Below are 14,680 nucleotides of genomic sequence, written 5' to 3' on the forward strand. Positions count from 1 at the left end.
GATGCATTGTAAGCCAGGAGCCTAATCTGCATCAGCACGTTAGAAGACTCCTGCGTCTTCAGCTGTGACATAAACTGAGCTTGCCGGTCAAGAAGAGCAAGCAAGTTTCTCCCGCCCGCCCGGCTTATCTTCATGCCCTGGCCAGGCTTCTTTGTGAACTGGCTAACACCTCTTAGGTGGCTCAGTACATGTTGCTGCAGTGTTGTCGTCGCCGTGCGGGATGTCCCGATATGCAGGTAGAGCACTTTTGCACAGGTATCTGCGCGTGCGGGTCTCTCGCCAGGCATTATAAGCTCTAGTCTAGGGATATATCTTAGCTGAGCTGTCTGGTCCTGTAATGCTTTGGAGGGTATCCCTTCAGGCACGTCCGCTGGAATGCTGGTTGCAGGTGAGGAGGATTTTCATGTCTACCCTGGTACCTGTGCGGACGGCATTCCCTAAATATTCCGTAGCCGCTCACACGGCGATCATCGATCTACCGACGACTCCCGCATTTTCGGGAGAGCCGCCACAGGTGTTGAAGTTGGCTGTGGGGATGTGTATGGAAGGGGTGCCCCGCTGCTAGGTGGGCCACCGATCAGCTGCACTCAAATTCCTGACGGGACACTTCGGAGGACCAGGGGCCACAGTTGAACCAGCGAACCATTGCCACATCCACGTCGGTGAACAGCACAAGGATACCGACGAAGAGAAGCCCCACCGCCGTGCCTGAAAGAAGTTTGCCAACTGTCATGGGACCAGTACTCAGATCAAATCATTATGCACCTGCAACTGATTTCCCTGCGGGCGTTGCGCCAGCACGGACACCCCGCGGCATCTTAAACGTGGTTGCCGAGACCAATCACCAGTCCTGCCAGCCCGCTCACCAGGTGTGTTTCAAAGTGTGTCACAGGCGCTCTGGCCTGAGCTGCCTGCATGGGGTTTGTTTGCAGGGTCTATTAGAAGTCACCCTGAGGGTCGTTCTTCCGCCGGTTCCCGCCACCCCAGCAGTCTGAGCAGTCCCTTGATGTCGTGAGCCAGGGCGGCGATGCCCTCGGTGATCGACCAGATCCCATCGAGCCGCAGGGCATTGATCGCCAGGCTGCGGAGGGTGGCCAGGATCTGGACGCCGTTGTCCTCCCGGTAGCGGTGGGCGTCTTCCCTTAGCGGCACGTCGCGCACCCAGTGCCAGCTGTTCTCGATTGACCAGCGGTCTCTGACGTGCCGCAACAGGGCCATGGCTCCGGTCCGCAGACTTGAGACGTAGTAACGGGTCTCGTCTGTCGCCTTGCCATCACGGATGCCATGGCTGCGCACGGCGATGATTGTCGCGCTGCCCGGCCACTGCTCCACCACCCACTCCGGCGCAGGCATCGCCCGCAGGGTCCAGGTGATGTCACGGCCCCGTTTCAGCTCCCGTCTGCTGGTGCGCCACGGGATTCGCCGGCCATAGGTGAGCCGGTCTCTGATCAGCCGAAACCCCTTGCGGCGGCTGTGTTTGACGGCGATCAGGAAGTCGGCGCCGCGCTGGGCGAGGTAGAGGAAAAAGGGCGGTTGGCATGCAGCGCGTCGGCCTGCACCAGCACCCCGTCGAGCTCGACGGCCTCCAGCAGCTGGCGCAGCGCCTGGATCTCGCCACTGGCATCGGTGGCGTAGGTGGTCTGGGCGATTGCCACGCCCAGCGATTGGGAGTAGAGGCTCACCTGGGCAATGAACTTCGCTGCGCCGGAGGCGGTTTCATCGATGGAGCCCCGCAGCGTCTTGCCGTCACACACCAGGGTGTCGAGCTCCTCGGCCACGCCCGTCTGGGCCGCCATCCAGTCGCGGAGCAGGGTTTCAAAGCCCGCCACATCCAGCTGGGCCAGCAGCAACCGGAAGGTCGAATCCGACGGCGACTTGCCGAAATCAGTACCCAGCAGTTCGTTGAGCGTCTGGCGATGCCGTTTGGCAAAGCGCTCCATCCCCACCAGCGAGCCCTGGCCGCTGAGGATCGCGAGGATCGCCACCAGCAGCATCCACCACTGGGGGAAGCGGATGCCACGTCGCATGCGGCAGTCCGGCAGCGCCTGGAGAAAACTGATCAGATCGCCTGCTGCAGCAGGCGTGGTGGCGGGCTCAGAGGCCAAGGGTCAAGAGCGGGTCCCGCGCACGACACCGTAGGCGGGAGGCCCCGGCCAGGGCTATTGAGACAGACTTCTAATAGGCCCTGGCCAGGAGGTGGCTGCCGCTGCGGCGGGCATCTCGGTGAGCAGTGCTTGATGTGGACCCCGGAAACCGGTCCAGGGTGAATGAGAGTCTTCAGCCGGCCAAACTGGGCCGGGGACTCGACCATGAAACGCACCAGGCACACAGCCGAGCAGATCATCCGCAAGCTCAAGACGGCCGAGCAGTTGATCGCCCAGGGAAAAACCGTCGCCGACGTCTGCCGCGTCATCGAGGTCACGCAACCGACCTACCACCGCTGGAGGCAGCAGTACGGGGGCATGCAGGCCGAGGAGGCCAGACGGCTGACCCAGCTGGAGAAGGAGAACGCCCGGCTCAAGAAGCTTTTGGCGGAAGCAGAGTTGGAGAAGGCCATGCTCAAGGACCTCGCCGAGGGAAACTTCTGAGCCCGGAGCGTCGCCGCAGGGCCGTCACGGTCCTGCAGGAGCGTTACCGGGCCTCTGAACGCCTGGCCTGCCGAGTGGTGGGCCAGCACCGCAGCACCCAGCGCCATGGCGGCAAGGTCGTCTCGATCGAGGAGGCCAAGCTCCGGCAGCGTCTCCGCGAGATCGCCGCGGACCACATCCGTTGGGGCCGCCGGATGGCCTACCGCCTGCTGCGGCGGGAGGGCTGGACCGTGAACCACAAACGGGTGCAACGGCTCTGGCGCGAGGAGGGGCTGCAGCGGCCCACTCCCAGGAAGCGAAAGCGGGCACGGCCCGCGGACGGCTCGGTGCGGCGTCATCGGGCTGAGCATCCCCACCAGGTGTGGGCCATGGACTTCCAGTTCGACGCCACCGCTGATGGGCGCAGGCTCAAGTTCCTGAACGTGATCGATGAGCACAGCCGCCTCTGCCTGGCGATCCGGGTCGGCAGGCGCTGCAAGGCCAAGGACGTGGTGGTGATCGATGAGCACAGCCGCCTCTGCCTGGCGATCCGGGTGGGCAGGCGCTGCAAGGCCAAGGACGTGGTGGCCGTGCTGGAGGAACTCACCAGCCTCTACCCAGCACCGGCGTACATCCGATCGGACAACGGGCCGGAGTTCATTGCCCAGGCCCTACGGGACTGGTGCGAGGCCAGCAGCACTACCAGCACGGCCTACATCGAGCCAGGATCCCCGTGGGAGAACGGATTCGCCGAGTCGTTCAACGGCCGGTTCCGGGATGAGTTCCTCAACACCGAGCTGTTCACAACAGCCCCCGAGGCGCAGATCCTGGCCGATCGTTGGCGCTGGGAGTACAACTCACTCAGGCCGCACTCGGCCCTCCAGGGGCGTACGCCCCTGGAGGCAGCTCAACAGGGAGCTGCAGCATGACCACAACCACCCACTCTCATAAGCCCTGGACCGATAAAGGGGGTCACGTCATGCTCACCGGATCGATCGCGGCCGCCTCCAACCGAAAGCTGCCAAACCACGCGGACGGCGGCGTCCTGATCCATTGGCGGAGGTGTGGGAGCCCTTGCTGCTGCCGCTGCTGGAGCGCCATCCGGCCCTGACACCCACCACCTTGCTGGAGCACCTGCAGGAGCAAAAGCCAGATCAGGACTGGAGTTCACTGAAACGCACCCTGCAGCGGCGGGTGCAGCACTGGAAATCTCTGCATGGCCCGACGCCGGAGGTGATGTTCCCTCTGGCGTATCAGCCCGGAGAGATCGGCTTCTGTGACTTCACCAAGGTCAAGGGGCAGCAGCCTTGCGATTGAGCAGCCGCAGCAGCGATTTGCGGTGATACCCCGTGATCGCCTCCAGCTCGTCCAGCAACTTGCGCTTACCAGCAGTACTCAGGCCCCCGTAGCGCTGGCGGGCACCCTACATCGCGGCCCGTCTGCGCTGCGGATCAGGGCCGACCGCTCCAACCTCACGCCTGTCAGCCGCAGCACCGCTCGGCATGACCGCCACCTTGCGCCAAATGTTGATGCAACAACCTTACGCAAGTAACCTAAGTAACGATGCAATCCACCGGCGGCGGCGGCGACAACCCTTGATCGCAATCAGGAAGTCGGCGCCCTGCTCCGCAAGGAAGAGAAAAGCGGGCGATTCCCGTGCAGGGCTTCCGCCTGCACCAGCACGTCGCTGAGCTCGATCTCGCTGAGAGGCCATTTGAGGTCGGCTGTCTCGCTGCTCTCGTCAGTGGCATAGGTGGTCTGGGCAATCGCCACCCCCAGTTGGGGGGATACAGGCTTACCTGAGTAAAGAACGGCGCTGCGGCACCAGGCGCCTGATCGATCGAGCTGTGCGCTTCTTGCCGTCGCAGAAGAGAGTGTCAACGCCATTCGCCAGGGTGGACTGCCTGCTCCTCCACTGGAGCAGCAGGGTGATCAGATCAACAGCGTGGTCAGGCTGGCCATGACGGGAGAGTCGGGCATGGAAAAAGACAATTCCCGTGGCCCGAATCCCATACCGAAGGAATCAGCCAGGCCAATTTAGCCATGCAGTTAATCGACCCTGTGACCTGAGCAGGTTGCCCAGAGGCGTGACCAACTGGCGGGCTCCCGAGAACACCACCGGGACGAAACAACTGAAATCGGGCATTCCGGGCCGCTGAATCACCGAAATCCGCCCCATACTGCGAATAATCGGCTCGCGGGATGGGAAACCGCAGCCTCTCAGGCGATTATCCCGTAAACTCATAAGGGCTGGTTCAGTTTTTAGGTCCACGTCACGACCACCAAACAAACCCAGGGCCTATTAGAAGTCTGTCTCAATAGCCCTGGCCGGGGCCTCCCGCCTACGGTGTCGTGCGCGGGACCCGCTCTTGACCCTTGGCCTCTGAGCCCGCCACCACGCCTGCTGCAGCAGGCGATCTGATCAGTTTTCTCCAGGCGCTGCCGGACTGCCGCATGCGACGTGGCATCCGCTTCCCCCAGTGGTGGATGCTGCTGGTGGCGATCCTCGCGATCCTCAGCGGCCAGGGCTCGCTGGTGGGGATGGAGCGCTTTGCCAAACGGCATCGCCAGACGCTCAACGAACTGCTGGGTACTGATTTCGGCAAGTCGCCGTCGGATTCGACCTTCCGGTTGCTGCTGGCCCAGCTGGATGTGGCGGGCTTTGAAACCCTGCTCCGCGACTGGATGGCGGCCCAGACGGGCGTGGCCGAGGAGCTCGACACCCTGGTGTGTGACGGCAAGACGCTGCGGGGCTCCATCGATGAAACCGCCTCCGGCGCAGCGAAGTTCATTGCCCAGGTGAGCCTCTACTCCCAATCGCTGGGCGTGGCAATCGCCCAGACCACCTACGCCACCGATGCCAGTGGCGAGATCCAGGCGCTGCGCCAGCTGCTGGAGGCCGTCGAGCTCGACGGGGTGCTGGTGCAGGCCGACGCGCTGCATGCCAACCGCCCTTTTTCCTCTACCTCGCCCAGCGCGGCGCCGACTTCCTGATCGCCGTCAAACACAGCCGCCGCAAGGGGTTTCGGCTGATCAGAGACCGGCTCACCTATGGCCGGCGAATCCCGTGGCGCACCAGCAGACGGGAGCTGAAACGGGGCCGTGACATCACCTGGACCCTGCGGGCGATGCCTGCGCCGGAGTGGGTGGTGGAGCAGTGGCCGGGCAGCGCGACAATCATCGCCGTGCGCAGCCATGGCATCCGTGATGGCAAGGCGACAGACGAGACCCGTTACTACGTCTCAAGTCTGCGGACCGGAGCCATGGCCCTGTTGCGGCACGTCAGAGACCGCTGGTCAATCGAGAACAGCTGGCACTGGGTGCGCGACGTGCCGCTAAGGGAAGACGCCCACCGCTACCGGGAGGACAACGGCGTCCAGATCCTGGCCACCCTCCGCAGCCTGGCGATCAATGCCCTGCGGCTCGATGGGATCTGGTCGATCACCGAGGGCATCGCCGCCCTGGCTCACGACATCAAGGGACTGCTCAGACTGCTGGGGTGGCGGGAACCGGCGGAAGAACGACCCTCAGGGTGACTTCTAATAGACCCTGACCTCCTGGCGGCTGCCGGTTCGTCGTTTGGACATGTACAGCGCAATCTGTTGAGCGGTGAGGGGAGCAGGCATGGCCCGGTGCCCTGCGCATGGCAACCGGATTCAGCGCAGCCCCTCAAGAGCGGTCAACCTGATTGGCGCGACCCCTCAACCAGATTGTCGCCGGATACGGCTCCAAACGTCGACCACCAGATAGAGGTACAGCCACACACCCCGCACCGTGGTCGGCAGGAAGCTGATGTCCCACGACCAGAGCGCATTGGGGCGATCCGCCCGTAGACGCGGCACGGAGCGCGGTTCCTGCGGCAGCCGGGCCCGCCCGCGGCGGTGGCACTGCCCTGCCTGGTGCAACACCCGATAGAAGCTGCTCTCGGAGCCGATATAGAGGCCCTGATCCGCCAGAGCTGGCACGATCTGTCCCGGCGGCAGCGAGGCGTACTCCGGCTGGTTGCAGGTGAGCAGGATCCGCTGGCGCTCCTCCTCGTTCAGGCGGTGAGCGACGTCGCGGAGGCTGCCTTTACGGCGGTCCTCACCGTCCCCATCACCACCAAAGGCCTTCCGCCAGCGTTTGAGGGTGCGCAGGCAGATGCCGATCTCACAGCAGGCACTCACCAGGCCGGCGCCAGCGGCATTGGCCTCGCCGATCAGCTCGATCACCTTCCGCCGGTGCGCGGCGCTGGTCAGCCTTCCTCGTCCTGCGAGCAGAAGGCCTCCCACTATTTTCGCAGCACCAGCAAGGCCGCCGCCTCCGCCAGGGCCTTCTCCTTGCGCTGCAGCTCCTTTTTGAGGGCCTTGATCTCCCGCTGGTCCTGGGCGCGGAGCTTCTCGAGTTCCTTCTGCTCGGCCATCGTCAGCACCGGCTTGGCGTTGGCATCGGTGGCGGCCTGGCGCCAGCGGCTCACCTGCACAGGAAACAGACCCCGCTCCCGGCAGTAGGCGCTGAGCTCAGTGGCGTTCAACCCAGCCGTCTCCAGCACCACCGTGAACTTGTCGGCAGCGCTACCCCCTGCGTCAGGGTCCTTCTCGGATGCCGGCACCACCTCTCCCTGCAACCGCCAGGTCTTCCTCCATTTGTAGAGGGTGATCATGTGGATGCCCAGCTCCTCTGAAATCCGGGCCACGCTCTGCCTGTGCGGCGGGCTCATCCGCCTCCTCACATCAGCCTTGATGGCCTCGCTGTATCGGCGCATTGATCATCTCCTCAAGCCCCCGGGTGTACTGATGAGAGGGGTGACATCTTTCGTGAACCCGGGGGGACTTCGAACGAGCACAACCAATGACTAAGCCGGTATTTCGGCATCTATAAGTGGCGCAGGTGCCACATGATTCTGGCTAGCCTCAAGCCATGGTAGTCGCTTCAATAAATTTCAGTTGGTGTAAATGTTGGCAAAATGAAAACATCGCAAAACCTACTTTTCGCCATTGACAAATGAGCAGCTTATCGACACACAACACTGCACTTGCTGCAAACCAAATTAAGATTCAGCTTCATACTTGTCCACATTTCTAAATCCTTCTCCTTTGAATATGCAGACATCTGCGTCAATTGCAGGATCTAAGCTTGCTATTTTGGAGGACGAGTAGTCCAGCCATCCAATCAACTTATCGACTTGGATATTATGTGTTTTCAGATGGCGAATCAGATCATTTAATGCGAGATAGACGGCTACTTGATCTCCGTAGTAGTATGTGAATAGACGAGTGAAGACTGGATCTGATTTCTTCCCGTGCATATAGAGCACTATTCTCCTAAGCAGGTCTTCTCCAGTCAATGTATGGCGGAGCGCGAGTCCACCCTTAATCACATGAAATGGGATGTCCAACCCTAATCGATTAGCATGCGTATGGGGCTTGATAGATGACAGGTCTGCTGTGCAAGAAAGAGTGCTTGGGAAGTCTGCTCTCGTAATCTTTCCCATGGAGTTGAATGTGGCGATTATTTCCGAATTGGGATACGACTTGCGGAGGCTAGCACCGAAGTCGCTCTTGACAGCAATGTCCAAGTCGGCAGTGATAACATATCGATCTGTCTGATTCCGCCTCTCCCGAAATGAACTTAGCGCCGAAAGAGCGTAGAAGTAGCGCAAGCTTTTTATGTAGTTTATGGAATACTCTCTGCGGGATTGCGGTGTTAATGATGAGAGGATTCTGGAAAGGCGAGGTTGGGTGCAGCAATAAATAAATACACGCTTGCTTCGCGCCTCTTGGTTTAGTTCTTCTAGATAGTCTATCGTGGGAATTTCTGACTCGGGCGAGAAAAGGAAAATTGCCGTAGCAATGGAGCAATCCGTTATAGAATCTAAGTATCTAGGCAGATTTCTCTCCAGAAATCTTCTATCAGCTGCGCATATAATTAAGTCGTTTCCAGCAAGCTCATGAAGTGGAGCAGGCTTGTAGCAAAGCTTTGGAGCTATGGTGCCTTGCACATCCTTTGGAGTGCGCCGCCAGTCGTCAAGAAAAAATGGTTTGTCTTGCATTTGTCCAAAATATCTACAAGTTTAACTTAGCCTTCGCCCGACAGCCCACCCTACACCCTGCTTTAGTCGCTTATTCAAGTGTCACAAAAAGCCCAATCCGCACCAAACTCTATGCTATAAATTAATATTATTCATCAAATAAGCTTGTGAGCTACCGCTACGAATGCCGGAAAATAGATTCTGGGTTATTAGTTTTCTTTGCAACTGAGAATGATTTAGTTTCGGATGCACAATCCAAAGCAGAGGCAAAGTGGAAGTCCAAATATGCTGAACATAGACTGATTTCTGATGGGGTAACACATAATCTCGACATTTCTTTGCAACAACTCGGCATTCTTGATGAAAACCAAAGGCGCAAAATTATTGAAATCCTCACCAACTGCGGAATGATTTACGGACAGCTTAGAAAAAACAAAATTTCTATTAAGCCAATTCAAGGATATTAATTTTTAATTTAGACTATCTGTTCAGCCTGGGCAATTTCTACCATAAAGTGATTCTCGGCTTTCTGTCCTGTCGAGAGCTGTATGGATGCTGCCTGAGTGGGTCTGGTTTTTCTGGACAGGTCCCATCGTTAACCTCTGAGGTGGGGTACTTACTGCCCCTGAGAAGGCTCCCACCAATGAGCAAGAGAAGCACCCATAGCCCCGAGTTCAAGACCAGTGTCGCCATGGTGGAGGCGATCTGTGTCCGCAAGACGATCCAGGATAAGCCCTCCAGCTTTTGTGTCGAAAGATGGATATGCATATATCTTGACGTGCCACTCGTGTGGCTCTGTGAAGGAAGTGCTGCTGGACGCACTGAACGCCACAGAGATACAAAATCTAGGAGTTTGTTGCTGATAGAGCAGGGGGCCACCGTCACGGAGCGGCGTCCCATGGAGTGGTGTAACTCGGGAGGATCAGCACCGGCGTAGCATGAAGAACCGCTGCAAGGTCAACGTGCTGGCTGCACTGACGAATCTGTTCCTTGCGCGTCGTCAGCTGCTTGCGACTCCATGATAAGGGGCGTGGTGTGCCCGAATGAGGCTATTCACGGGTGCAAGGTAGCGACAAGAAGCATAAGATCACCTTGATTGGGTACAGATCAATCTCTGAGAACATCTGGAGGAGCAATCCGGCTATGTCTGATGTAAGGATCCGCTCAAGCCCTTGTTTCTCAGAGCTTCCATAGAACAACCAAGCGCAACGGGGCACCCAAGCAAAACCTCTCATTTTAGGGCACCTCGAAAAATCTATACCGCTCTCTGCCATCCCGTGAAATAGGCAATAGTGGGGTTCCCCCGATTCCGTGGACACTGATCAGGGGTTCGCAGGGGTGAGTGTAGAGGTCGCGATGAACCTCTGCTCACAGTCGATCGGACTGATGTAACCGATCGTTGAATGGCGCCGTTCGCGGTTGTAGTAACCCTCGATCCAGAAGGCCAGATCACGCTGGAGTTGCTGGGGAGAGATCAGCTCCTCTCGATTGTCATCGAGGTCCAACTCCAGCTTGAGGGTGGAGAAGAAGCTCTCCACCACGGCGTTGTCCCAGCAGCATCCTTTGGCGGACATGCTGCAGACGATCTTCTGTTCTCTGAGCAGATCGCGGTAGTCGGTGGCCCGTTACTGCCCTGATCTGTATGGAGGAGCAGCTTCTCGGGCTCCACCTGGCGGTGGCCAAGGGCTCGGTTGAGAGCCTCGATCACCAGAGCGGCATCCATACGGCGATCCAGCTTCCAGCCGACGACCCGGCGGCTGAACAGGTCGATCCACACCGCCAGGTACCGCCAGCCGGCGCTGGTGCGGATGTAGGTGATGTCGCCGGCCCAGCAGCGGTTTGGAGGCGGCGGCGCGAACTCCTGCTGCAGCAGGTTCTCCACCACCCCAGCAGCCCCGCCACTGCCCTTGGAGCCGGGCCGAAATGGCTTGCGCGTCCTGGCCCTGAGATCAGCACGGCGCATGAGCCGGGCGACACGGTGGCGCCCGATCGGATGCCCTGCAGCGCGCAGCTCCTGGTGGATCCGCGGGGATCCGTAGAAACCACGGTGCTCCCGGAACACTGCCTCGATCTCAGCTGTGAGCCGAGCGTTCTCGGCCGCCCGCTTTCCCGGCGCCTCCTGCCGCTGCCGCCAGGCATAGAACCCGCTGCGGGCCACCCCCAGCTGTCGGCACAGCCAGGCCACCGAGTGTCGATCAGCAAGCTCATCGATCAGGCGAAACCTCTCGGCGGCAGCTGCTCCTTGGCAAAGTGCGCTGCCGCCAGCCTGAAAAAATCCTTCTCCCTCCTGAGCTCGCGGTTCTCCTTGCGGAGCCGGTTGAGCTCGGCGCGCTCCTCGCTGGTGAGGAGCCTGCCAGATGTCAACTACGTAGGCGGCTTTGTGCAATTACGTTGGCGGGTTCTTCCCGCCTTCTCCCCCCTGCCATGGCAGGGGGGAGGCGACATGAAAACTGAGCCACCCTCAGTCGAGAAGACGGAGCACGGCTGGGGTTCCTTGATCGGCATCCGGCGGCGTCAATCCGGTTGGCCGGTGCCCCTGCTCAGCCTCTGCCCGATTGCTGCTACGGAGCGCACGAGCCGGTGGACCCCACAGTCCGCCGGCAGCGCGGAGCTCGTCACCGGCAGCTCGCGCCAGGGGTGTGGAGGCAGTTGGCGGGTAATTGACGCCTGGTCCGGACGCCCAGTCAGCCAGCCACAGGTCGGTCTGTGCGTCTTGCCCGCTTGCGGCGGTAGCTCTCTCCATTGATCTGGATGATCGTGCTGTGATCCACCAGCCGGTCCACCGCTGCCACCGTCATGGCGCTGGTCGAGAAGACGTTCTCCCACTCACTGAACGGCTGGTTGCTGGTCACCAGAAATGACCGGCGCTCGTAGCGGTGCATCACCAGCTCAAAGAGCACGGAGGTCTCGGCCTCGTCCTTGCGCACGTAGCCGATGTCGTCGATCACCAGCAGGGCGTAGCGGTCGAGCGAAGCTCGTTGACCACCTCGCCGTGCTGCGTAAGGAGGAGCCCCCGGATGTACTGATCAGATGGGTGACATCTTTCCTGAACCCGGGGGGCTCTTGGCGTCCTGCGTCAGCCGGGCCTCCAGGGCGTGCTGTGCCTGGGCCTTGGCCAGGGCGCTGATCAGCTCCATCGCGCCGACGTACTGGACGCTGTGACCCAGCCGCACCGCCTCCCGGCCCAGCGCCACCGCCAGGTGGGTCTTGCCCACACCCGGTGGGCCCAGCAACAGCAGCGTGTCGCCGTTGGCCACCCAGCGGCAGGTGGCCAGCTCACGGATCTGGGCCGGATCGAGCGACGGCTGCGCATCGAAATCGAACGCCTCCAGCGTCCGCACCTAGGGGAAGCGCGCCAGCCGCAGCGCCATCTCCATCCGCAGTTGGTCCTTGCGGGCGACCTCAGCGGCGCACAGCCAGGCCAGGGCCTCGCGCAGGTTCATCTCCCGCCTTGCCGCCTCCTCCAGCAGCGCATCCAGTCGATCGCGGATCGCCGGCAGCCGCAGGCGGGTGAGCATCGCCTCCAGCTCCTCGGTCGGCACCGGTGGCGTTGCCGGCGTGGATCGGTTTCGTGGGTTGGCGCTCATGCCGCCACCTCCCCGATCACCTCGGCATAGACGGCCAGAGGCCGCGCCAGCTCCGAACTGCGGACCGTGCGCCGCTCTCGCTCCCGATCACGGGTCGCGCTGGCTTCCTGCAGCGATACCGCCGCCTCGCGCCGCTGCCGTTGCGGCACCAGTCCCGCCCAGTGCGCCTCGATCACCTGGCGCCCTCGGCTGCCAGGCCGCAGCCGCCTGTGCTCGGCCACGATCCGGCCGCCGTGGCGGATCAGCAGGTGCTGATCCCGCACCAGCACGCTCACCCGCTGACGGATCAGCGACTGGGGCGCCGAGTACCAGTTCGCCTCCACCTCCACACAGCAGTCGCTGTGGACGATCCGCACCAGTTCCCGCTCGGCGAGGAACGACGGCTTGGCCTCCAGCGGCTGCAGCGCCTGGGCTTCCTCTCGCCGAAACCGCACCAGCGGCGCCTCGCCGGTGGTGCCGTGGATCCGCACGTCGGCCACCTCACGGGTCCAGCGCACCAGGTGAGCCTCCAGCGCCTCCCAGCTGCCGAACTCCCGGCCGGCCATCGCGTTCTTCTTGACGTACGCCACGCCCCGTTCATCCTTGCCTTTGGTCCGCGCCCGGTAGGGCCGGCAGGCACGGGGCTTGAAATCCCAGTACCGGGCGAAATCGTCCAGGCGCTGCGCGAATACCAGGATCTCCCGCTCCGGATCGTGCTGGCTCACCAACGCCCTCGCGTTATCCACCAGCACCTCCTTGGGCACCCCACCCCAGTGGCGGAACCCCTCCTCCATCGCCTGGAGCCAGTGGTCCTGCTTCTCGCTGCGGAACGCCCGCACCAGCAGCCGGCGGGAGTACCCCAACGTCAGCACCGCCAGGTGCACCCGCACCCGCTCCCCGCCAATCCGCACCACGCATTGGCCAAAGTCCGCCTGCAGTTGCCGGCCCGGTGGGGTCTCAAAACGGACTGTGGCCAGGGCCGCGTTGCGCAGCTCCTGACGCCACGGCTCCACGGCACGCTCCACCGTCCGCAGGCTCACCGCGATCCCCTTCTCGCTGGCCAGCTCCTGGCGCACCACGTCGGCATTACCGCGGTGGGCCAGAAACCGCTCCTTGAGCCAGGCCCGCTGGCCATCGAGCAGGGAGTTGCGACTGGGCTTTCCGTAGGGCTGCCAGCCGCCCTGCCGCAGGTACTTCCGCACCGTCTCCGGCGAGCAGCCCAGTTCCCTGGCAATCCGCCGCCGGCCCCAGCCCACTGCCGCCAACCGCTGCATCGCCTCCACGTCCTGAGGGGTCTGCACCGCCGTCTCCACAGACATCGGCTCCAGAGATGCCGCCCTGGCCGGCATCGGGACAGATGGGGAGTCGTGCTCCACGGGGTGGACCAGTTTTCGTGTCGCCGCAGGACCAGTGTTCGCTGTCGCCTGACAGCAGGAGCAGGGGCGTCATCTTTCCTGGCAGTCACCGTCTCTGCTCTTGCATTCACCCTTGTGATGTCTTTTTCGGTGTCCACGAAACCGGGGGATCTCCAGTTGCTGTTTCCAACATTTGCACATGCAGAGCTACTAGCATTGCTATGGTGATCGTATCCTTGAAGTGAGTTACGCCGACTTCTACGACCACACCTTCGCCGCTGCAGCAACGCTGACCTGAGAGCTGCACCCTGTAGCAGGCTTCATCCAACTCTCGGTGGATGCTACTCGTCGCAGGCGATGGTGGCCTTGCGAATTCCGTATTTCAGAGCTCTGGGAGTTTTGCAAACCTCTCGACAACCTGCATGGATGCATTCTTGGGCCTCCAAAAGCCATGATCATATGCCATTCTAACCGGTATATCTTTATTCATATCCACAAGACTGGAGGGTCAAGTGTCGAAATCGCACTGGAGCGCTCTCTTCAATGGCAAGATGTCATGTTGGGTTCCACGTCCTTTGGTGAACAGGCCAACCGCCATTTCTCCCAGCGCTTTGGAATCACGAAGCACAGCTCAATCTCAGATATCTACGCCTTACGGGCCAGCACAAACCTGCGTACCTATCAGGTGCTGAGCGTGGTCCGCCACCCTCTTCATCGTGCCGTCTCACTGTTCAACTTCATGGCTGGCATTATCGAGCAAATCGGCTTGATCACCAAGCTCACCCCATCAGAGCTCAGGCAGCGACGTGCCAGCCTCAGTGCTGATCATCGCCAGCTGAGCTGGCCTTCTTCGATTGCCTACCTGGAATCAGAGGGCAACTTCGACGCATTTGTGCATAATCCCAACCTGGACAGAGCACGAGCATTTTGCAGCCAATACTCCCAGCTCAGCATCAACGAGAAGCTCGTCGACAAACTCACTGTGCTGCGTACGGAGGAGTTGGCTGGTGATAGAGCCAAGGCCTGCCTCGAGGCCTTCACGGGTGCCTCTACACCCATACCCCATGCCAATAGGAGCAACAAGATCATGCTGAAGCCAGACATCGTGAGCAACAAGGCCAGAATCGCGCTGGAATCTCGTTTTCTTGTTGATTACAACACTTTTGGATATGCGTAGGGGCA

General features: G+C 61.0%; 12 protein-coding genes and 3 pseudogenes. 5 read left to right on the forward strand and 10 right to left on the reverse strand.

The window, feature by feature from the left end:
* Positions 1 to 577: 577 nt before the first annotated feature.
* Positions 578 to 733, reverse strand: coding sequence for a hypothetical protein (locus tag CyaNS01_RS01275; protein ID WP_186698236.1), 156 nt, complete (start codon positions 731 to 733; stop codon positions 578 to 580).
* A gap of 212 nt (positions 734 to 945) precedes the next feature.
* Positions 946 to 2,105: pseudogene (locus CyaNS01_RS14885) on the reverse strand (ISAs1 family transposase).
* A gap of 204 nt (positions 2,106 to 2,309) precedes the next feature.
* Between CyaNS01_RS14885 and CyaNS01_RS01290 the strand changes: the two are divergent.
* Both CyaNS01_RS01290 and CyaNS01_RS01295 read left to right on the forward strand, forming a co-directional pair.
* Positions 2,310 to 3,496, forward strand: a protein-coding gene (locus CyaNS01_RS01290; RefSeq protein WP_370561624.1) for an IS3 family transposase whose coding sequence is annotated in 2 segments (ribosomal slippage) — positions 2,310 to 2,571 and positions 2,571 to 3,496 — 1,188 coding nt in all. Because the reading frame shifts where the segments join, the coding sequence is not laid out codon by codon here.
* Between the two features lie 133 nt (positions 3,497 to 3,629).
* Entirely contained in the window at positions 3,630 to 3,884 is a 255-nt protein-coding gene (locus CyaNS01_RS01295; protein ID WP_186698240.1) for a hypothetical protein, read from the forward strand.
* Positions 3,885 to 4,172: 288 nt separating this feature from the next.
* On the opposite strand, the gene CyaNS01_RS01300 is transcribed toward CyaNS01_RS01295, so the two are convergent.
* Positions 4,173 to 4,454, reverse strand: a complete 282-nt coding sequence (locus CyaNS01_RS01300) for a hypothetical protein (protein WP_186698242.1) — start codon at positions 4,452 to 4,454, stop codon at positions 4,173 to 4,175.
* A gap of 489 nt (positions 4,455 to 4,943) precedes the next feature.
* Between CyaNS01_RS01300 and CyaNS01_RS14405 the strand changes: the two are divergent.
* Positions 4,944 to 6,103, forward strand: a pseudogene (locus CyaNS01_RS14405) (ISAs1 family transposase).
* 165 nt (positions 6,104 to 6,268) lie between these two features.
* Here CyaNS01_RS14405 and CyaNS01_RS14410 read toward each other — a convergent pair.
* Together CyaNS01_RS14410 and CyaNS01_RS14415 are read right to left on the reverse strand one after the other, a co-directional pair.
* Positions 6,269 to 6,778: a helix-turn-helix domain-containing protein gene (locus CyaNS01_RS14410; RefSeq protein WP_225875732.1), complete on the reverse strand. Its 510-nt coding sequence runs from the start codon at positions 6,776 to 6,778 to the stop codon at positions 6,269 to 6,271.
* Between the two features lie 59 nt (positions 6,779 to 6,837).
* Complete coding sequence (locus tag CyaNS01_RS14415) at positions 6,838 to 7,266, reverse strand: hypothetical protein (protein ID WP_255460120.1); 429 nt, start codon at positions 7,264 to 7,266, stop codon at positions 6,838 to 6,840.
* A 1,478-nt stretch (positions 7,267 to 8,744) separates the two neighbouring features.
* Between CyaNS01_RS14415 and CyaNS01_RS01320 the strand changes: the two genes are divergently transcribed.
* The gene (locus CyaNS01_RS01320; protein WP_186698243.1) at positions 8,745 to 9,044 is read left to right on the forward strand and encodes a hypothetical protein; all 300 of its coding nucleotides are present in this window, start codon (positions 8,745 to 8,747) and stop codon (positions 9,042 to 9,044) included.
* An 855-nt stretch (positions 9,045 to 9,899) separates the two neighbouring features.
* Here CyaNS01_RS01320 and CyaNS01_RS01325 read toward each other — a convergent pair.
* The 5 genes and pseudogenes from CyaNS01_RS01325 to istA all read right to left on the reverse strand — a co-directional run bounded on the left by CyaNS01_RS01325 (position 9,900) and on the right by istA (position 13,462).
* The gene (locus tag CyaNS01_RS01325; RefSeq protein ID WP_225875734.1) at positions 9,900 to 10,151 is read right to left on the reverse strand and encodes an integrase core domain-containing protein; all 252 of its coding nucleotides are present in this window, start codon (positions 10,149 to 10,151) and stop codon (positions 9,900 to 9,902) included.
* Positions 10,052 to 10,963, reverse strand: a complete 912-nt coding sequence (locus CyaNS01_RS14890) for an IS3 family transposase (RefSeq protein WP_186698247.1) — start codon at positions 10,961 to 10,963, stop codon at positions 10,052 to 10,054. The genes CyaNS01_RS01325 and CyaNS01_RS14890 overlap by 100 nt, the downstream gene beginning before the upstream one ends.
* Before the next feature lie 298 nt (positions 10,964 to 11,261).
* A pseudogene (locus CyaNS01_RS14895) lies at positions 11,262 to 11,918 on the reverse strand (ATP-binding protein).
* A complete protein-coding gene (locus tag CyaNS01_RS14820) occupies positions 11,919 to 12,164 on the reverse strand; it encodes a hypothetical protein (protein ID WP_186698251.1) in 246 nt (81 codons plus the stop codon).
* A complete protein-coding gene (gene istA / locus CyaNS01_RS01350; protein ID WP_222934191.1) occupies positions 12,161 to 13,462 on the reverse strand; it encodes an IS21 family transposase in 1,302 nt (433 codons plus the stop codon). The genes CyaNS01_RS14820 and istA overlap by 4 nt, the downstream gene beginning before the upstream one ends.
* Positions 13,463 to 13,949: 487 nt before the next feature.
* Here istA and CyaNS01_RS01355 point away from each other — a divergent pair, with 487 nt between their 5' ends.
* Positions 13,950 to 14,675 (forward strand): sulfotransferase family 2 domain-containing protein, encoded by a 726-nt coding sequence (locus CyaNS01_RS01355; RefSeq protein ID WP_225875886.1) that lies wholly within the window; start codon positions 13,950 to 13,952, stop codon positions 14,673 to 14,675.
* Positions 14,676 to 14,680 lie beyond the last annotated feature (5 nt).

It is taken from the genome of Cyanobium sp. NS01 (assembly GCF_014280235.1).
Taxonomy (GTDB): Bacteria; Cyanobacteriota; Cyanobacteriia; order PCC-6307; family Cyanobiaceae; genus NIES-981.

Excerpts from the sequence above, each read along its gene's own strand:
- CyaNS01_RS14820 (WP_186698251.1), bottom strand. The coding sequence starts at position 12,164 with ATGAGCGCCAACCCACGAAACCGATCCACGCCGGCAACGCCACCGGTG.
- CyaNS01_RS01325 (WP_225875734.1), bottom strand. The coding sequence starts at position 10,151 with ATGTCCGCCAAAGGATGCTGCTGGGACAACGCCGTGGTGGAGAGCTTC.
- CyaNS01_RS01275 (WP_186698236.1), bottom strand. The coding sequence starts at position 733 with ATGACAGTTGGCAAACTTCTTTCAGGCACGGCGGTGGGGCTTCTCTTC.
- CyaNS01_RS14415 (WP_255460120.1), bottom strand. The coding sequence starts at position 7,266 with ATGAGCCCGCCGCACAGGCAGAGCGTGGCCCGGATTTCAGAGGAGCTG.
- CyaNS01_RS01355 (WP_225875886.1), top strand. The coding sequence starts at position 13,950 with ATGATCATATGCCATTCTAACCGGTATATCTTTATTCATATCCACAAG.
- istA (WP_222934191.1), bottom strand. The coding sequence starts at position 13,462 with ATGTCTGTGGAGACGGCGGTGCAGACCCCTCAGGACGTGGAGGCGATG.
- CyaNS01_RS01300 (WP_186698242.1), bottom strand. The coding sequence starts at position 4,454 with ATGGCGTTGACACTCTCTTCTGCGACGGCAAGAAGCGCACAGCTCGAT.